Genomic DNA, 18,688 nt, shown 5'->3' with positions numbered 1-18,688 from the left:
GAGGTCGAATTCCTCCCGCCATTTCCGGGCGTTGACCTGTCCGTTCGGTAGCGGCGAATTCGTGGGGTCGGCCTTTACCGTTACCGAACGATGACGCCCTCTCTCCAGCTTCGTTCGTTCCGCGCTGCCCTCGTTGTCCTCCTCGTGGCCCTGATCGCCGTGATGGTCCCGGTGGCCCCACCTGCCGACGCCCAGTCCACCGGCTGGGACGTCGAACGCTTCGAGGCCGACACCGGGACCGGCATCAGCACGGTGGTCGCCCGCCGCATGTGGCCCGACTCCGACACCGTCGTCATGGCCCGTGCCGACCAGTTCGCCGACGCACTCGCGGCTGCGCCGGTCGCCGCCCTGCTGGATGCGCCACTGCTGCTGACCGACCAGTACACGATGCCACGCCACGTGTGGGAGCAGATCGAGCACTACAGCCCCAGCCGGGTCGTCGTCATGGGTGGCAGCGCTGCTGTCGGCGACACCGTCGTGGACGAGCTGCGCGGATGGGGCGTCACGCAGATCGACCGCATCCAGGGCCCCAACCGTTTCGCGACCGCGGCTGCCGCGCTGGACTTCGTCCGGGCCAACGGGGGCAACGCCGACCCCTTCGTCGTCCGGGGCGAGGGCGCCGGACACATCGGTGGTTGGGAGGATGCCGTCGCCGTCTCCCAGCACGCCGCGCTGCTCGGCGCACCGATCCTGCTGAGCCGGCAGGGCGACCTGCCCGCCGAGACCGACGCGGCGCTGGCTGCGGACGCGCCGGACACGATCACCATCGTCGGCGGCGAGGCTGCCGTGAGCCGGGCCGTCTCCGACCAGCTGTGGGCGCGTGGTGACGTCTCCCGACTCGACGGCGTGTCGCGATACCACACGTCGCTGTCGGTCGCTGACGCGACCGAGGCCGCCGGTGCCGACCTGTCCACCGTGTGGTTGGTCAACGGCGCCAACTGGCAGGACGCACTGGTCGCCGGCGCGACCGCCGGCACGCTCGGCGGCGTGCTGCTCTACGTCAACCCCCACGTCTGGTCGACGTCGGTCGGTCGTGACTGGATCCTGGCCCGCACCGGACACCTCGACCAGGTCAACATCGTGGGCGAGCGAGGCCAGCTGCCCACCGAGGTGGACTTCGAGCTCACCGACCTGGCAACCCCCCACGCACCATGGTCGCCGCCGGCCGGGGTTCGCATCACCCCCGGCGCCAACGCGCAGGCCATCGTCGACGCCAACCCCCCGGGAACCACCTACGTCTTCACCGCCGGCGAGCACCGCCTGACGCAGGTCGAGCCGAAGGACGGCGACCGGTTCACCGGCGAGACGGGAGCCGTGCTGCTCGGCGCGATCGACATCGACACCAGCCAGGCCTATCAGGACGGCGACGGGCGCTGGGTCGTGCCGGGCGTGACGTTCGAGCCGCCGCCCCCCGCGGCGATCGCCGAGGCCGAGGAGGGCCGTGAGGGCGAGCTCATCCAGACCGACCTCTTCGCTGGGCGCACTCGCCTCGCGCACACCGGCCAGCGGGGGTCACTGACACTGCCCGACCAGTGGCACCTCGACACCGCCAACGACGTGATCGTGCTCGGCCAGGATCCCGCCACGCTCGGACAGCTCCAGCTGTCGGTCGCCCCCTGGGCGTTCTGGTCCACGGCCCGCGACGTCGAGATCGACCACCTCGAGATCCGCCGGTACGCCACGGCAGCCAAGGTCGGGGCCATCGACGCCCACAACGGCTGGGCGTGGAACATCCATCACGTCACGGTCATGGAGTCCAAGTCCGCTGGTGTCCGCACCGGCGCAGGGACGCGGGTGGCCGACTCCCGGCTGGCGCACAACGGCCAGATCGGCATCACGGGCGGCGACCACCTGCCCGACGGCTCCCAGGCCCCCGTGGTGCTGGAGGGCAACGAGTTCGCCTTCAACGGCGAGGTCGGCTACCGGTGGGACTGGGAGGCCGGCGGCGCCAAGATGACCAACACCGTCAACAGCGTCTTCCTGCAGAACTGGGCCCACCACAACCGTGGTCCCGGCCTGTGGTGCGACCTGGACTGCAACAACCCGCACTGGGTCTCCAACCTGACCGAACACAACGAGTTCGCCGGCATCCTCGTCGAGGAGACGGTGACCGCACTGGTCGACTCCAACGTCTCCCGCGCCAACGGTGCCTTCGCGTTCGGTGACCTCGGCGGCGGCATCTGGGTGTCCAACTCACCGGACACCGAGGTTCGCTCCAACGTCCTGGAGAGCAACCGGTTCCCGATCATGGCCAACCACAACGGGATCCCGAGCGGCGAGTTCGGCGTGCTGGAGATCGCGGACCTGTACGTGCACAGCAACGACATCCGGATCGACGCCTACCTCCCCGGCCTTCGGGTCACCACCAACGAACCGGAGCGCTACGAGCGAGACGACCTGGTGTGGGAGTCCAACGTCTACCGGCTGCGCGAGGATCGTGCGGAGCACTTCTGGTGGGGACGGAAGGTCACCGTTCCGGAGTGGACCGGTCAGCTCAGGTTCGACACCGACGGTCGGTTCCTCCCCGTGGACGCCACCGCGATGGCCCCACCGGCGCCGTTCCGGACCCGCCCCTACGGCAGCGGGTAACCACAGTCCAGCTCCCTCGAAGGGCTCGGCCACGACGGCCGGGCCCTTCGTCGTTCCCCGACCGGGTCAGCGGCGGACGAGGCTGTCGCCCGGCCGCACGAGGTGCAGGCCCCGTCCCATGCGCCGCTGCGGATCCGCCCAGATGGCCATCGCCAGCCCGAACAGCAAGCCCTGCTCCATGCCCAGGTTGTAGGGCACCGAGTAGAGGGCCTGGATGGTGAGGATGGTGAGCATCACCGATGCGTTCAGGTAGCCGTCGTCGACCTCGAGCTCGTGATGCCGGAGGCGCCGCGCCGACATCCAGCCAGCCGCGACGACCAGCAGGATGCCGACCAACCCGATCCGCAGGAGCATCTCCAGGTAGAAGTTGTGGGGGGGTACGTCGACGTCGAAGCCCGCGGACACCGACCGCTCCCAGCCGGATCCGTAGGGAACACCGAAGAGGTATTCGAAGGGTCCCACCGGGCCGGACTCCTCGAGGAGGTCGGCCCAGCCGGAGACTCGCCACTGCCATGTCTTGTCACTGGTGGCGTCAGCCCGACCTGCTTGTTCACCGAGGGCGGCGAAGTCCACGAGGAGGAGGCTGACCAGCCCGAACACGACGACTCCGACACCCACCGACATCACCATCGTCCGGGACACACGCTTGCGGTTGTCCCACACCAGGTACGCCGTCCCCGCGACCAGTGTGAGCCACACGGAACGGTGCTGGAGCAGCACGACGACCACGCCGAAGCATCCGCCCGCCAGCTGCTCCAACCTCGTCGCCCGTCCTCGCAGCAGCCGTGGCAGCAGCATGAGGAACCCGATGGTGAGGACCAGCGCCCCGTTGCTGTCGAGCACTCGGAGGCCCGCGAACTCCGACTCGTACCAGTGCCCGCGGAACGGCAGGCCGCTGAAGACGATGCCCCATCGGAGGATCGCGAGCGCAGCCAGGCCACCACACAGGACGAGCCATCCGTTCATCAGGCGCCGACGGTCCTTGGGGCCGACGGGGGCGAAGCTGCCCAGCAGTCCGGCGCCGAGGAAGTAGAGCGTCTCGCGGGCCTCGTTGATGGCGGCCGGCAGCCCGAACTCGGGCGCACCGCGCAGGACCGACATCATCACGAGGAGTACCGCGAGGGCCATGAGCGTCTGCGGCGTCTGGAGGGCCATGCCGCGGAAGAGCCATCCGGTGACGACCAGCAGCGCAACCGCCAGGATGATGTCCTCGCCGTTGATGGCGATCCCCGCGGCGTTGATGGCCGGCAGCGGGTCGGACATCTCACGGGCCAGGGCGATCGCACAGACGAAGATCCACGGGACGTCCTGTCGCTCCAGGGTGAGGTCCAGCACGAACAGTCCGAGGAGGGCGAACCCTGCGAGGACCGCCAGCACCTCGACACCGAGTCCCAACATCTACCGTTCCTCCTCCAGCACGCCGGCCAGGTCGTTGCCTGCGGCCTGCCAGGCCGCGTAGTCCATCAGCTCGTTGTCCCACTGGAAGCAGCGGTCACACCCGTCCACGACGTAGGTGTTGTCCTCGAAGACGTTGCCCCGATCGGAGAAGAACACCGACTCCATGGTGTCCACCCACAGCCCGACCGCGCCGTCGCGGCCCAGGGTCACGTGGTTGTCGCGCACGACGAGGCGCTCGACAGCGTAGCCAGGACCGATCTCCTCGGCCCGATCGGCGTGCACCGCGACGATCTCCTGGTGGTTGCCCGCCGTCTCGTTGCCCTCGACGAGGACATCGGAGGAGATGGAGACGAAGATCCCCGACCCCAGGTTGCTGAGCTGCTCCTCCCGACCGTTGTCGAGGACCACGTTGTCGCTGATCGTCGCGCTGAACGAGATCTCGTAGAAGATCCCAGCGACGGTGTTGCCCTCCACCAGGTTCCCGTCGATGAGGACGTCCTCGTTGCCGAGGTCGAACCAGATGCCCGGCCCCCGGTTGCCGTGCACGTGGTTGCCCTGGACCACGGCCCCGCTGGTCTCCTTGAACTTCAGCCCTCCCCGCTCCCACGACCACAGGTAGTCGAGCTGGCCGTTGTCGGCGATGACGCTGTCGCGGACGACCACGTCGGTCCCGAGCGTCGCCTCGACGCCGAGCTGGCCGTTCCCGATGACGGTCGCTCGCTCGAGGATCGATCGGTCGTCCAGGCTGACCCCCGCACCGTGTGCCTCACGGATGATGACGTCGCTGATGTGCCAGCGAGCGCCCTCGGCCTGGATGACGCCGTGCTGGGCGGGGGTGGCGAAGCGCTCGAGCTCGAGGTTGCGGATGGTGACGTCCGATGCCTCCGAGCTGATGAACTCCTCGAGGACGGCCAGCTCCAGGTCACGAGCGGTGGAGGGATCGTCGAAGACGACCAGCTGGTCGGCGTCGTAGTCGAAGTACCACTCGCCGCTCGCGTCGACCGATCCCCTCGTCTCGACGTGGTCGAGGCGGACGTCGTCCCACCAGAGGTCGTGGTTCGAGGCCGCCCGGCTGGCCCCCTCCTCCGTGACGCCGTGCAGCGCGCCGTTGTGGGTGAACGGCCACTCGGTTCGACCGTCGAGGACCCATACCGACCCGTTCCGGCGGAAGCCGTCGGTGGGAAGGACCACGCTGCCGCTGACGACCGCGCCCGGTTCGCCGAGGAAGGTGTCACCCCTGTCGGGCACCACGACCTGTCCACGGTGGAGTCCCGCGGCGATCACGTACGTCGTCCCCGGGGGGTGGGCGCGGACTGCCGCGGCGAAGTCGTCGCCCACCTCGAGCCGAACCACGGGGCGGTCATCGGCACGCACCAGCTCCCCGATCCTGGCACCCGGTTCGGCCACGGCGGCCTCCGACGTGCTGCCGGCCGTCGGGGGGACTGGGTCAGGACTGTCTGCTGCTGTCCGAACGACATCCTTCTGCGTGGCTGCGCCCGGCCACGCGCGGAACCCAACCGCCAGCGCGATGGCGGACGCCACCACACACGCGACGATCAGGGTGGTCGGGAGCAGCGGGCGGCCGCGTTGGGACATGAGCAACGTGGACCGATCGTACCGCGACGGGCCCCAGGCCCTTCCGGGCGCTCAGCGCGTGACCAGCTGGCGGACCGTCCCGCCGGGGACGGGTGCGCGTTCGCCGATCTCCCCCCCGTCCTGGGGTGTGCCGAGGAACGACCGAACGGCATCCGCGAACCCGAACAGCGTGCTGAGCATCCCGCCCGGCGTGTGCGCGATGACCTCACCGAGGACCGGCTCCAGTGAACGGCCGAGCCCCGCCTGCTCCAGTGCATCGGTGGCCCGGCGCAGCTCGGAGGTGAGCATTCCGTCGGCGGTGGGGCCCCCGATCCCCATCCGCGTGAACGTGCGGACCCGCGCCATGTCCTTGCGAACGGCCGCGATGACGGCGCCCCGGACATCGGGCGCCAGCAGGTCCAGGTGCCGGCCGAGCTCGGAGAGCCGGATGAGCAGGCGTTCGGTCCGGTAGGCACGTTGGGCATCGCGGTCGGCCAGCATGTTCGCGTCGTAGACCCTGAAGGCGCCCATCTCGACGTCGGCGAAGACCGCATCGCCGATGCCGAGCAGCCGAAGCCACAGGTCGTAGTCGCCCTGGAGTCGGAAGCGACGGTCGAATCCTCCCGAGGCGATCACGGCCGTGCGCCTGACCAGCGTGTGGGAGAACTCGAAGGGACAGCCGTGGATGAGCGCACGGTTGATCAGCTCGACCCCGTCGATGCGGCTCGGGAACTCGATCCCCATGCGGCCCAGACGGGCGTACTGGGCGGCCTGGACCTCTGCGGCCGCCGCCGTGTCCGCGGGGGTCCCGCCCACGAACCCGACGCGGCCGGTGACGATGACGGCCCGATCGTCGTGCAGTGGTTGCACGAGGCCGTCGAGATAGCCCGGCTCGACGACGTCGTCGTCGGCGATCAGGTGGATCCACTCGCCCGAGGCACGGGCGATGAGGGAGTTGAAGTTGCCGTACGGGCCGAGGTCGCCCACGTTCCGCACGTAGTCCACCGACGGGAACTGCGCCATCAGCGCCTCGGTCTCGTCGTTGGTGGAGTTGTCCCCGACGAGGATCTCCACCGAGAGCTCGCTGGGGTCCAGGGCAAGGAGTGACTGCAGCAGCCCGCGGACCATGTCCGGCCTGTTCCTGGTGGGTACGCAGATGCTCAGCAACATGGTCCGAAACCTTGCCTCGTGGTTTCGGTTGCGGTCAACATGTGATGGTCCATCCCCTCGTCCACAGCCGTCGTCGGCGTGGCGCCCGTCCAAGCGGACACATGCATATCATCCACCGAGTCCGCTTCGCATGACGGCCATCAGACGACGAGCCGTGCCGCTCCGTTCGTCGAGGCCGGCGAACTCGAGTCGGACGACGAGCTCGCGACGGACGCCGCGGAGGGGCCCGAAGAAGTACGCCGCGCCCAGCACCGTGGCGCCCACGACGATCTGGCCCAGGAGGGTCAGCAGCACCGGCAGGTCCATGCCCCGGCCGACGACCGTCCAGCCACCGATCGCACCGGCCACGAGCACGGCGCCGAGGACGGGGCCGGCCAGCGCAGCGGGCTGCGCGAGGGCGCCGATCCGGAGCTGACGATGCATGACCACCCAGTACGCCAGCAACCGCCCGACAGCGGCCACCAGCATGACCACCGACAGGGCCAGCAACGAGGCGTCGGAGAAGACGACGAATCCGACTCCGAGGATGATCAGCGTCAGGACCTGGATGACGATCTTCTGCTTCAGCACCCCCATCGCCTCGCAGATGATCGCCGCGTAGTAGGTCAGCATCATGACGGCCGAGTACACGGCCAGGACGGGCAGGACGCGTGCGGCGGGGCCCCACTGATCACCGAGCAGGACGGCGACGATCTCCTCGGCGGCGACTCCGGCTCCGGCCGCGGTGGGCAGCAGGATCGAACCCGTGACGGCCAGGGCCGTCAGGTACGCGCCGCCGACGCGATCTCGTTCGGACTTGATCCGGCTGATGGCCGGGAAGAGGACATCGGCGATCGCCTGGGAGATGTTGGTGAACGGCAGCTCGAGGACGCGGTTGGCCTGGTTGAACTGCCCCAGCTGGGCCGGACCCTGGAAGCGGCTGATCGCGGTGGGGGGCGCGGCCTGCGTGAGGTACTCGACCACGGAGACCAGCGACACCTGGCTGCCGAAGGCGTACAGCGATCGGACCGGCGCCCAGGCCAGGAGCGGGCGCATGTCGTGGCGGGCGATCAGCAGGGCGGATGCCGACAGCAGGACCGCCTTGGAGACGGCCGCGGCGACCAGGGACCACACGCCGAACCCCGCCAGCGCCGATCCGACCCCGATCACGAGGTAGCCGACGACGAAGGAGGTGAACTCGCGCGTGGCCACCGCGCGGATGCGCATGTCCCGCAGCAGCAGCGCCTCGGCGGTGGTGCCCAACGTCGTGGCGAGCAGTACGAACGACAGTCCACGCGTGACGGGCGCAACCCCCGGGTCACCGAACAGCGCCGCGACTGCGGGCGCCGCGAGGAACAGGATGGCGGTGAGCGTGGCACCCATCACGACCGATGCGGTGAAGCCGGCGCGGACCTCCTCCTGGCTGAGGGTGGTCTTCTGCACCAGCGCCCGGCCGATGCCGAGCTCGGCGGCGAGCTGTCCCGCCAGCAGGACGACCTGGGCGCTGGCGACGAGGCCGATCGCCTCCGGGTCCAGCAGCCGGGCGATGACGGAGGTGTAGCCGAGCTGGGCGACGAGTCCGAGCACCCGCAGCCCGACGCTCCAGGTGACGCCGCCGAGGACCCGGCTGGTCAGGTTGCCCTCGTCGGGAGCCTGCTCCTCGGTCACCACGTACCGGCCAGCAGGTCCCGGTAGGCCTCGACGTAGGTGTCGGTGATGCGGTGGTTGTCGAAGGCGTCGGCCACGCGTTGGAGGCCGAGCGCGGAGAACCGCACGTAGTCCTCGGGGTTGTCCAGGTAGCGGAAGACCCCTGCGGCGATGTGCTCGGCTCGGTCGACGTCGACGAGGATGCCGAACGCCCCGTCGTCCAGGATGTAGGGGACGCCCCCGGACTGTTCGCCACCGACGATGGGCAGCCCCTGGGACATCGCCTCGATGATGACCAACCCGAACGGCTCCTCACGGGCGGGGTGCACGAGCAGGTCGGCCTCCCGCATCTCGCGGAGCACGTCCTCGCGGGACTGCATCCCGAGGAAGGTCACGCCGCTGGTCAGCCCGTGCTCGGCGGCCCATTCCTCGGCCTTCTCCCCAGGGCCGTGATCGGCCCCGATGAGCCGCAACGTCGTCCCCGGGTATCGCCGCCGGACGATGTCGAAGGCACGCAGGAGGGTCGCGGTGTTCTTGCGGCCCGAGAACTCGTTGGTGACGCTGAGCAGGGTCGCCGGACTCCCGAGCTGTGATCGCGGGTCGGACAGCCCCGTGGCATCCAGGCGAAGGCCGTTGGGGATCAGCCGCACGTTGCGGAAACCGATGGCGCGAAGTCGGCGATGGACAGACGGCGACGGGGTGGTCATGGGCGGGCGGCCGGCGAACACCTTGGCGTTCATGGCGAGCTTGGCCCACCAGTACGGGATGGGGTTGTACTTGACGACGAGCGGCGCCCAGTCGTGCACGGTCACGAGGTGCGGGACGCGTGCGTGCTCGGCCACCATCGCGAACTCGTAGCTCCAGTGGGCGTGCACGATGTCGAGGTCCATGGTCGCGAGCTCCGCCTGCATGGCCAGCCGCTCGGGGCGATAGGCGTCCCGACCGCGGTGGATCGGGCGCATCGGGACGATGCGCAGGTCGAGCTGGGGGCCGGTGAACCGCACGGGACGGTCGACGGTGGAGTCCATCGTGATGACGCTGACGTGATGCCCGGCACGGATGAGGGAGACCGTCAGGTCGGTGGGGGTCGGGCCGCCGATCCCCGGTGGGACCGTCGACGGATCGGCATCGAGGTGGGGCAGCAACGGCTCGGTGTAGAGGGGGCTGATCATGCCCACGCGCATCGGCGCGTCCGGCAGGACCGTCGAGGGCAGGGCCTCCGACGCTGTGGCCGGTCGGTCACCGGTCACGTCGCGGTAGACCCGTGCGAGCGCGGGGACACGGGCGTCGGGCGAGAAGGTCGACCTGAGCACGTCGAGCGTCCCGGTGGGTGGCGCTGCACGGCTCGCGTCGATCGCAGCGGCAAGGCTCTCGGCGTCGGTGCCGCACCAGCGAGCCGGGACACCCATGTCCCCGAGGTTCCGCAGGCCCGGGACGTCGCTCAGCACCGCCGGCAGTCCCGACGCCAGGGCCTCGATGGCGGAGATGCCCTGCCCCTCGTAGTGGGAGTTCATCACGAACAGATCGGCGGCCCGCAGGGCCTGGAGGGGGTCGCGTTGCCCGAGGAAGCTGATCCGCTTCTCCACGCCGAGCTCGCGTGCCAGCGCCTGCTCCTCCTCCTCCAGCCCGCCGGACCCCACGTGCAGCCACCTGACGCCGTCGTCGAGCTGGGCCATCGCCCGGACCATGGTGAGGTGGTTCTTGAAGTCGTGGCAGTTGGCCACCGACACGAGGACGAACGCCTCGGCGGGGATCCCCAGGGCCTCCCGGGCCGGTCCCCGGGCCGCCGCGTCCGGCTGGTAGCGCTCGAGGTCGGCCCAGTTGAGGAAGGTGGTCGCATCGATGTGGAACCGGTCCCGCTCGTTCTCGACGACGTCGTCGGAGACCGCGAGGAATGGGATCCCTGCCGCACGCATCAGGTTCCGTTGCACCCGACGCTCGAGTCCGTGGGCACCGTCGAAGGCGAAGACGTTGTGCACGTGCTGGACGACCCGGGCCCCGGCGAACCGCGCGAGGGCGGCGACGTAGAAGTTGGCGCGTTCGATGTGGATGTGGACCACGTCGTACCGTTCGGTCCGCAACAGGCGGAGGAACGTCCGGGCGAAGTCCGTGAACGGGTCCAGCGGCAGATGGGCCGTGCGGTAGCCGGCGCGGTGCAGGGGCGCGGCGTAGGGGCCGAGCTCGTCCCCGGTGGCAAGGACGTCGCAGTCGATGTCGAGGTCTGCCCACATGTCGCCGGCGATTCGCAGGCAGGTCTCCGCCCCGGAGGGTCGGAGCACGTCGAGGACGTGGAGGACGCGGATCGTCATCGCGTCGAGCCCATCGTCGGCTCGTGTCCTCCGAGGCGGGAACGCAGCAGCTGGAGGGCGAGCAGCAGGAGGAACATCGGGTTGTTGACCAGGTACCTCGACGTCAGCCGTCGTGGCTCCTGCGCCCACCGGTAGGCCCATTCGAGGCCCTTGTCCTGGATCCAGTCGGGGGCCTGCGAGACGACGCCTGCGTGCATGTCGAACGCGGCGCCGACCGCGAGCAGGGTCTGACCGGGAAGCCGGTCGGCGACGCGGTGCACGAACAGCTCCTGCTTGGGCATGCCGAGACCGACCCACACGTGTGTGGCGCCCGAGTCGCGGATCTCCGCGAGCCGCTCCTCCTCCTCCTGCTCGCTGAGGGCCCGGTACGGCGGGCTGTGGGAGCCGACGATGTCGATCCCGGGAACGCTCGCCCGCACGTTGGCCAGCAGCTTCTCGAGTGTCTCCGGAGCGGCCCCGTAGAAGTAGTGGCGCCAGCCACGGTCGACGCCGTGGGGCAACGCCATCTCCATGAGGTCGGGGCCGTAGACGCGCTCCTGGTCCGGTACACCGAGCCTGCGCAGGGCCCAGACCAACGGCATGCCGTCGGTGGTGGTGACATCGAGCTCGCGGAGTGCCGTGCGGAGGGTCTCGTCACCGCGAGCGGTCATCACGGAGTGCACGTTGCAGAAGGCGAGGGTGCGGGCCCGCTCGCCGACGGGTGGGGTGTCGATGAGCTCGAGCACGTCCGCGTAGGACGTGGCCGACAACGGGACCCCGAGCAGGTCCACCCGGGGCGGGAGCGTCACGATCGCTCCTCGGCCATCACCGCGTCGCGGTTCGCCCGCCACCACGCGATGGTGCCCGCAAGTCCTTCCTCGAAGCCGATCTCGGAGACGAACCCGAACCGGGCCTCGGCCCGTGACGTGTCGAGCTTGCGCCTGGGCTGGCCGTCGGGCTTGGTCGTGTCCCACCGGATCTCGCCGTCGAAACCGGTGAGGCGACCGATGGTCTCCACCAGGTCCTTGATGGTGATCTCGTGCGCCGACCCAAGGTTGACGGGTTCGGAGTCGTGATGGTCCCGGGTGCCCATGAGGATGCCGCGGGCCGCATCGTCGACATGCAGGAACTCGCGGCTCGCGGCCCCGGTCCCCCACACCTCGACGACATCGGTGGCCGCCCCGTCGACGCCGTCGACCGCCGCGGTGAACTTGCGGATCAGGGCCGGGATGACATGGCTGGAATGCAGGTCGAAGTTGTCGCCCGGCCCGTAGAGGTTCACCGGTAGCAGGTAGATCCCGTTGAAGCCGTACTGCTGCCGGTAGGCCTCCAGCATGACCAGCAGGGACTTCTTGGCCACGCCGTAGGGGGCGTTGGTCTCCTCGGGGTACCCGTCCCAGATCGTTTCCTCGCGAAACGGGATGGGGGTGAACTTCGGGTACGCGCAGACCGTACCGATCTGGACGAACTTCTCGACCCCGGTGACGCGGGCCGCTTCGATGAGGTGGATGCCCATCGTGGCGTTGGCGTAGAAGTAGCGGCCGGGGTTGTCCCGGTTGGCCCCGATGCCCCCCACCTCGGCGGCGAGGTGGATGACGATGTCCGGCCGGAGCTCGGCGAGGTACTCCTCGGTCTCCGCCTGACGGGTCAGGTCCACATCGGCGCTTCGGAGCACGACCGGTGCGGCGCCCTCCTCCTCGAGTCGCTCGCAGACCTTGCGACCGAGGAATCCGGCCCCACCGGTGACGAGCACCTGCTTGCCGCTGAGCTGGGTCCGCTCACTCACGGTCGGGACCCTGCTGCCACTCGATGGTCGCCAGCCCGGCGTCGACCAGCGCACGCTCGCGCTTGGCCAGCTCCATGTCGGACTCCACCATCATCTCCACCAGCTCGTCGAAGGAGTGCCGGGGCTTCCAGCCCAGCTGCTCGCGCGCCTTCGTCGGGTCACCGAGCAGCTCCTCGACCTCCGCGGGGCGCATGTACCGCTCGTCGATGCCGGTGTAGCGCTCCCAGTCCAGGTCCAGCAGGGCGAACGTCCGCTCGGCGAACTCCCGCACCGAGTACATCTCCCCCGTCGCCACCACGTAGTCGTCGGGCTCGTCCTGCTGCAGCATCAGCCACATCGCCTCGACATAGTCACCCGCGAACCCCCAGTCACGCTGGGCGTCGAGGTTCCCCAGGTACAGCTTCTCCTGCAGGCCCAGCTTGATGCGCGTCGCCGCCCGGGTGATCTTGCGCGTGACGAACGTCTCACCACGCCGCGGGGACTCGTGGTTGAACAGGATGCCGTTGGAGCAGTGCATCCCGTACGCCTCACGGTGGTTGACCGTCTGCCAGAACCCGTACACCTTCGCGCACCCGTACGGGCTGCGCGGGTGGAACGGGGTGGTCTCGGACTGCGGGACCTCCTGCACCTGGCCGTACATCTCCGAGGACGACGCCTGGTAGTACCGCGGCGGCGTGTCCAGCTGCCGACAGGCCTCCAGCAGCCGCAACGTCCCCAGCGCGTCCACGTCGACGGTGTAGATGGGGTTCTTGAACGACACCCCGACATGGGACTGCGCACCCAGGTTGTAGACCTCCGTCGGCTGCACATCCAGCATCAACCGGGTCAGCGAGTTGCCGTCGGAGAGATCACCGAAGTGCAGGAACATCCGCGCCGCATCGAGGTGCGGGTCCAGGTACAGGTGGTCGATCCGCTCGGTCCCGAACGTCGACGCACGACGCACCAGACCATGCACCTCGTACCCCTTCGCCAACAGCAGCTCGGCCAGGTACGAACCATCCTGTCCGGTGATCCCGGTTATGAACGCGCGAGGTGTCTCAGTCACGGATGAAGGTCCTGACTCGAAGTGGACTACGGTTGGGCAACGGCGATGGATGGTACATCGCGAGGAAAGGGGTTCCGTTGGGCGTACGTCCCGGATCAGTGGTCGTCGGGGCAGGTCTCGTCGGCTTGGCAACGGCCCATGCGATGGCGACCCGGTGGCCCGATGTCCCCGTCACCGTCATCGACAAGGAACTGGGCGTCGCCCGCCATCAGTCCGGCCGCAACTCCGGGGTGATCCACTCCGGCGTCTACTACCCACCCGGGTCGGCGAAGGCCCGCCTGTGCCGTCGGGGCCGGGAGCTCCTGCTCGACTTCGTCCGCACCCACGACATCACTCACGACCTGTGCGGCAAGGTCGTGGTGGCCGTGGAGGATCACGAACGCGCGGGGTTGCACGCCATCGCCGAGCGTGGGCGCGCGAACGGCGTCGACGCGTCGCTCGTCGACAGGGCCGAGCTCGGACGCCTCGAGCCAGCGGTGCGCGGTGTCGAGGCGCTGCACGTCCGTGACGCCGGCATCGTGGACTTCGTGGCCGTCGCCGAGCGACTCGCCACGCTGGTGAGGGAGCGCGGCGGCACGATCCGGACGGGGGAGACCGTCCTCGGCACCACCGAGCGACCGGACGGCCTGGTCGTGCACACCACCGGGGGCGACGTCCTGGCCGACCGCCTGGTGGCCTGCGCCGGCCTGCACAGCGATCGGCTGCTGGAGGCCGTGTCCGGCGAAGCCCCGCCGGTGTCGATCGTCCCGTTCCGTGGCGAGTACCACCGCCTGCGCCCGGAGGCTCGGCAGCTGTGCCGGTCCCTCATCTACCCCGTACCGGACCCACGCTTCCCGTTCCTCGGTGTCCACCTGACCCGACACGTGTCAGGGGAGGTACTCGCTGGACCCAACGCGGTGCTCGCAATGGCTCGGGAGGGCTACACCTGGCAGGACCGGTCGTTGCGGGACCTGCGCGAGATCGCGACGGATCCCGGGATGCGGAGCCTGGCTGCGGCGCACTGGCGCACCGGCGTCGGGGAGATGACCCGCTCGTTGTCACGACGGGCCTTCGCCAGGGCCCTTCGGCGCATGACCCCGGACCTCCGCGTCCAGGACCTGCAGCCGTACCGCTCGGGCGTGCGGGCGCAGGCCCTGTACCCCGACGGCAGCCTCGCGGACGACTTCGTGATGCATCGTGTCGGCCGGACGGTCCACGTGCTCAACGCTCCGTCTCCCGCCGCCACGGCAAGCCTCGCCATCGGCGCGGAGATCGCCGAACGGCTCGTGGACTGACTCAGCGGGTCAGTACCCCTGCTTGGACATCAGGGCCGCGGGCAGCGTCCGGATCAGGATCCGCAGGTCCGTGCCGAGTCCGACCTGATCGACGTAGTCGAGGTCGACATCGACGTGCTCGTGCATCATCCCGTTGCCCCGCTCCGAGACCTGCCACAACCCCGTGATGCCGGGCTTGACGGCGTGGCGCCGGTGCTGCCACGGCTCGTAGTGGCGCTGGACGATGGTCGGCAGCTCGGGGCGGGGGCCGACCAGGCTCATGTCACCGCGCAGCACGTTGAGCAGCTGTGGCAGCTCGTCCAGTGAGAGCTTGCGCAGGAGGCGGCCAGAGGGTGTGAGGCGGGGATCGTCGGGGTGCTTGTGCGTGACCCGACGGTCGATGCCGTCCCAGTCCGTACCACCACCGCGCCGGTCCGGATGCATGGACCGGAACTTGTAGACGGTGAACCGCTTGCCACCACGCCCCACGCGTTCCTGCCGCAGCAGGATCGGTCGACCGAGGCTCACGAAGACCACCGTGGCCACGACCGCCATCACCGGCAGGGCGAGCAGCAGCGCGACGGCCGCGAGCAGCGCGTCGATCGCGGGCTTGACGTAGCGCAGGTACACCGAGTCCGACACCGGCACGACCGTGTCGGCGCACACCGGATCGACCGACAGACGTGAATCGGTCAGGTCGATGGTCACGTCGGTAGCGACTGCAGTTCCCCGTGCTCCCTGCCGCGCCCGACCGGGCGGTGAATCGTGTTCCACGGACCGTGATCCTATCCGGAGGGTTGTTGGACTCCAACCCCCGAGTCCCCGACGGAGGGTGACCTGCTGGCCAACCTCGTCAGCCGAGCAGCTGCCGACCGACGGACGCCACGTTGAGGCCTTCCGCTGCGAGTGCCTCGGGGTCCCAGACCTTCCGGGCGTCGACCACCACCGGGAACTCCAACCACTCGGCGAGCTGCGCCGGGGTCAGCTTCTCGTACTCGGGCCACTCGGTGCACGTCACGACCGCATGTGCACCGCGGATCGCCTCCTCGGCGCTGTCGCACAGGACGACGGCGCGGCCCCACCGGTCGGCCACGTGGGGCAGGGCAACCGGATCGTGCAGCCGGACGGTGGTGCCCTCGGCCACCAGGGCGTCGATGACGTCCAGCGCGGGCGCATCCCGGATGTCGTCGGTGTGCGGCTTGAACGCCACCCCGAGGATCGCGATGGTCTTGTCGCCGATGTTCCACAGCATCCGCCGCAGCTGCCCGATGGGCCACCGCTTGGCCTCGCGGTTGATCCGCTCGGTCTCGCGGAGCAGGCCGAAGTCGTAGCCGAGGTCGCTGGCGATGTGGATGAAGGCCTCGACGTCCTTGGGGAAGCAGGATCCGCCGTATCCGAGCCCGGCGTTGAGGAAGGACCGCCCGATCCGACCGTCGTGGCCCATTGCGTCGGCGACGGTCTCCACGTCCGCGCCGGTGGCCTCGCAGATCCGCGCGACGGCGTTGATGAAGCTGATCTTGGTGGCGAGGAACGCGTTGGAGGCGTGCTTGATCAGCTCGGCGGTCTTCACGTCCGTGGCCACGTACGGGCAGTCGTGGGCGGCAAGCTGCGGCTCGTAGAGGCGACGCATGACCTCGTGTGCCGCGGCGGAGTCGGCACCGACCACGATGCGGTCGGGATACAGCGTGTCCTCGACCGCGGTGCCCTCCTTGAGGAACTCCGGGTTGGACACGACGTCGTGGGTGAGCGACTGGCCCCGGCTCTGGGCCTGCAGCGTGAGCGCCTGCCGGATGCGCTCCCCCGTCTGGACGGGCACCGTGGACTTCTCCACGACCACCGTCGGGCGGGTGGCGTGGGTGCTCACCATGGCCGCGGCGGACTGGACGTAGGTCAGGTTGGGCGACCCGTCCTCGCGACGTGGGGTGCCGACGCAGATGAAGACCACGTCGACGTCGCTGAGCGCGTCGGCGGCGTCGGTCGTGACCCGGATGGAACCGCTGTCCATCCCGGCGGTCAGGAGCTCCTGCAGCCCCGGTTCGTGGAAGGGCACGATCCCGTTGCGCAGGCTCTCGACCTTCGACTCATCGATGTCGAAGCCGATGACGTTGTGGCCGATCTTGGCCATGGTGGCGGCGGTGACCAGGCCGACATGGCCCACACCGATGACGGCGACGTTCACGGATGTTGTCCTTGGCGTTGCGTGTGTGGTTGAAGCGGCGCGCTGACTGCTGCGCGCACAGGAGGATGCTAGACGGGCCTACGAGGCCTTCGAGTGTCCGACCGGGCCGTCGTCGGAATCACCGCGCCTTCGGGGGCGCGGTTCGCGCACCTCGTCGTTGCGGGCGCCCTGCCGCGAACGGGAGCCCGGAAGCAGCCGCCGCTGGCCGTCGTCGTCCTCCGCCACGCCGTAGCCGTAGCCGTACGCACCCGCCGTGGAGGAGTCGGATCGGTTGAAGACATAGCCGAGGAGCGGGGTCGACACGAACTTGAGCCGTTCCCGGACCTTCTGCAGCTCGCTGAAGGGTGTGCCGTGGCTGACGACGATGACGATGCCGTCGACGGAACCGGCGACGATGGTGGCGTCCGCGACCGCCAGCAACGGCGAGGAGTCGACGATCAGCAGCTCGGCGGAGTCCTCGATGCGGTCCATCGCCTTGCGGAAGGCATGCGTCCGCAGCAGTGCTGCCGGATCGCCACGACGCTGGCCGGCCGTCACCACGGGGATCTGGGACTGCTCCGAGAACTTGTAGCGGCGCAGGACCTCGTTGGGTTCGAGGTCGAGGGCTGCCAGGTCGGACAGGCCCACGCGGTCGTCGGCGCCCAGCACCCGTGTCAGCCCGCGGGCGCGGATGTCGGCGTCGACCAGGACCACCCGCCGACGGTCCCTGGATGCCGCGATCGCCAGCTGCAGCGTGGTGGTGGTCTTGCCGTCGCCCGGCAGCGTGGAGGTGATGAGGAGCGACTTCCCGTCGAGGTCCGCCAGGGCGAACTCGATGGAGGACAGGACGAACTCGTAGGCCTCTGCTGCGGCAGGGTCGACCCTGAGCAGGCCGGTCAGCGCGTCCTCGCTCGTCATGCGGTACAGCGGGATCTCGCCGAGCGGGGGCACCCCCAGCACGAGCTCGGGATCCGTGCGCGACGTCACGCGCTGCGACTTGAACGCGTACCAGTAGGCCCACATGGCCGCGGCGACGGCGCCGAGGAAGGCGAAGCTGATCGCGGTCAGGCGTGGACGGGGCCGAGCGGGGAACTCCGGGGGATTGGCGGTCTCGAAGCTCTCGATCCCGTCGCCACGCAGGCGCACCTCGAGCAGCGTGGCGTCGATGCGGCCGCTGATGTCGAGGATCCGCGCGTCAAGGGACTGGATGAGGAAGGGCAGGGCGATGTTCCCCGGATCCGCCTCGAGGTTCTGCTGGAGGGTGTTTCGCTCCTCCTCCAACCGGGTCTGCTGCGCGCGAAGCTCCGCGACGGCGTCCTCGGCCCGCAGCTCCTCCTGCTCCCGACGCTGGCTCCGGTAGGCCTCGGCGATGGCGTTGACCAGCTCTGCGGAGCCCTCGGCGGTGGCGTCCTGGACGAGGATCGTGATCTCGAGGGTCTCGATCGAGGCATCGATGTCGAGGTTCTCCTCGAGGTCGTCGACGGACACGCGGTTGCCCGTCAGCTCCACCGCCTCCTGCAGGACCGCGCGCGACTGGATGCGGGCCGACTGACGTGGGACGTACTCCTCCGCGGAGATCCGCGACCCGACGATGCCCTGGAGGTCGTCACCGAGGTTCGGGTCGGCCAGGAACAGCGTTCCCTCGGCCTCGTAGCTCTCGGCCTCCTGCAGCCCCACGAGGTAGCCGACCACCCCCATGGCCAAGGTGACCCCCATCACGATGACGCGGTACCGCCACAGGGACTCGAGCAGGCTTGGGCCACGGCGAATCTGTTCTTCCACGCCGGAAGCGTACCGCCT

Annotated in this window: 13 protein-coding genes; 2 read left to right on the top strand and 11 right to left on the bottom strand. The window is 69.5% G+C overall.

The genetic code is table 11. The features are described from left to right. Positions 1–90 precede the first annotated feature (90 nt). The gene (locus tag CUC05_RS14115; RefSeq protein ID WP_108666753.1) at positions 91–2,589 is read left to right on the top strand and encodes a cell wall-binding repeat-containing protein; all 2,499 of its coding nucleotides are present in this window, start codon (positions 91–93) and stop codon (positions 2,587–2,589) included. Positions 2,590–2,655: 66 nt separating this feature from the next. Here CUC05_RS14115 and CUC05_RS14110 read toward each other — a convergent pair whose 3' ends face one another. The 8 genes from CUC05_RS14110 to gmd all read right to left on the bottom strand — a co-directional run bounded on the left by CUC05_RS14110 (position 2,656) and on the right by gmd (position 13,477). Then, a complete protein-coding gene (locus tag CUC05_RS14110; protein ID WP_108666752.1) occupies positions 2,656–3,987 on the bottom strand; it encodes an O-antigen ligase family protein in 1,332 nt (443 codons plus the stop codon). Continuing rightward, complete coding sequence (locus CUC05_RS14105) at positions 3,988–5,361, bottom strand: right-handed parallel beta-helix repeat-containing protein (protein ID WP_157965562.1); 1,374 nt, start codon at positions 5,359–5,361, stop codon at positions 3,988–3,990. Positions 5,362–5,634: 273 nt separating this feature from the next. Then, positions 5,635–6,732 (bottom strand): glycosyltransferase family 2 protein, encoded by a 1,098-nt coding sequence (locus CUC05_RS14100; RefSeq protein WP_108666750.1) that lies wholly within the window; start codon positions 6,730–6,732, stop codon positions 5,635–5,637. Positions 6,733–6,840: 108 nt separating this feature from the next. Continuing rightward, positions 6,841–8,379 carry a lipopolysaccharide biosynthesis protein gene (locus tag CUC05_RS14095; RefSeq protein ID WP_170128016.1) on the bottom strand — a complete coding sequence of 513 codons (1,539 nt, stop codon included), beginning with the start codon at positions 8,377–8,379 and terminating at the stop codon, positions 6,841–6,843. Further along, positions 8,376–10,667, bottom strand: coding sequence for a glycosyltransferase (locus tag CUC05_RS14090; protein WP_170128015.1), 2,292 nt, complete (start codon positions 10,665–10,667; stop codon positions 8,376–8,378). Before CUC05_RS14090 ends, CUC05_RS14095 begins: the two co-directional genes overlap by 4 nt. Then, positions 10,664–11,455, bottom strand: coding sequence for a WecB/TagA/CpsF family glycosyltransferase (locus CUC05_RS14085; protein WP_157965561.1), 792 nt, complete (start codon positions 11,453–11,455; stop codon positions 10,664–10,666). Before CUC05_RS14085 ends, CUC05_RS14090 begins: the two co-directional genes overlap by 4 nt. Beyond that, positions 11,452–12,432 (bottom strand): GDP-L-fucose synthase family protein, encoded by a 981-nt coding sequence (locus tag CUC05_RS14080; protein ID WP_108666747.1) that lies wholly within the window; start codon positions 12,430–12,432, stop codon positions 11,452–11,454. The genes CUC05_RS14085 and CUC05_RS14080 overlap by 4 nt, the downstream gene beginning before the upstream one ends. After that, positions 12,425–13,477, bottom strand: coding sequence for a GDP-mannose 4,6-dehydratase (gmd, locus tag CUC05_RS14075; RefSeq protein ID WP_108666746.1), 1,053 nt, complete (start codon positions 13,475–13,477; stop codon positions 12,425–12,427). Before gmd ends, CUC05_RS14080 begins: the two co-directional genes overlap by 8 nt. Before the next feature lie 98 nt (positions 13,478–13,575). Between gmd and lhgO the strand changes: the two genes are divergently transcribed. Then, positions 13,576–14,751 carry an L-2-hydroxyglutarate oxidase gene (gene lhgO, locus CUC05_RS14070; RefSeq protein WP_420810906.1) on the top strand — a complete coding sequence of 392 codons (1,176 nt, stop codon included), beginning with the start codon at positions 13,576–13,578 and terminating at the stop codon, positions 14,749–14,751. Between the two features lie 9 nt (positions 14,752–14,760). On the opposite strand, the gene CUC05_RS14065 is transcribed toward lhgO, so the two are convergent. The 3 genes from CUC05_RS14065 to CUC05_RS14055 all read right to left on the bottom strand — a co-directional run bounded on the left by CUC05_RS14065 (position 14,761) and on the right by CUC05_RS14055 (position 18,670). Continuing rightward, entirely contained in the window at positions 14,761–15,438 is a 678-nt protein-coding gene (locus tag CUC05_RS14065; RefSeq protein ID WP_157965560.1) for a sugar transferase, read from the bottom strand. A 145-nt stretch (positions 15,439–15,583) separates the two neighbouring features. Beyond that, the gene (locus tag CUC05_RS14060; protein WP_108666743.1) at positions 15,584–16,909 is read right to left on the bottom strand and encodes a UDP-glucose dehydrogenase family protein; all 1,326 of its coding nucleotides are present in this window, start codon (positions 16,907–16,909) and stop codon (positions 15,584–15,586) included. 78 nt (positions 16,910–16,987) lie between these two features. Beyond that, complete coding sequence (locus tag CUC05_RS14055) at positions 16,988–18,670, bottom strand: tyrosine-protein kinase domain-containing protein (protein WP_157965559.1); 1,683 nt, start codon at positions 18,668–18,670, stop codon at positions 16,988–16,990. Positions 18,671–18,688: the final 18 nt, after the last annotated feature.

Origin of the sequence: Euzebya rosea (assembly GCF_003073135.1) — a bacterium.
In the GTDB taxonomy this organism is placed as follows: domain Bacteria; phylum Actinomycetota; class Nitriliruptoria; order Euzebyales; family Euzebyaceae; genus Euzebya; species Euzebya rosea.
Note: the sequence above shows the minus strand (reverse complement) of the source record. Positions and strands in the feature narration are given on the sequence as shown.

What these genes read in the sequence shown, in the direction of transcription:
- CUC05_RS14115 (WP_108666753.1), top strand. Translation starts at nt 91, where the DNA reads ATGACGCCCTCTCTCCAGCTTCGTTCGTTCCGCGCTGCCCTCGTTGTC.
- CUC05_RS14110 (WP_108666752.1), bottom strand. Translation starts at nt 3,987, where the DNA reads ATGTTGGGACTCGGTGTCGAGGTGCTGGCGGTCCTCGCAGGGTTCGCC.
- CUC05_RS14100 (WP_108666750.1), bottom strand. Translation starts at nt 6,732, where the DNA reads ATGTTGCTGAGCATCTGCGTACCCACCAGGAACAGGCCGGACATGGTC.
- CUC05_RS14090 (WP_170128015.1), bottom strand. Translation starts at nt 10,667, where the DNA reads ATGACGATCCGCGTCCTCCACGTCCTCGACGTGCTCCGACCCTCCGGG.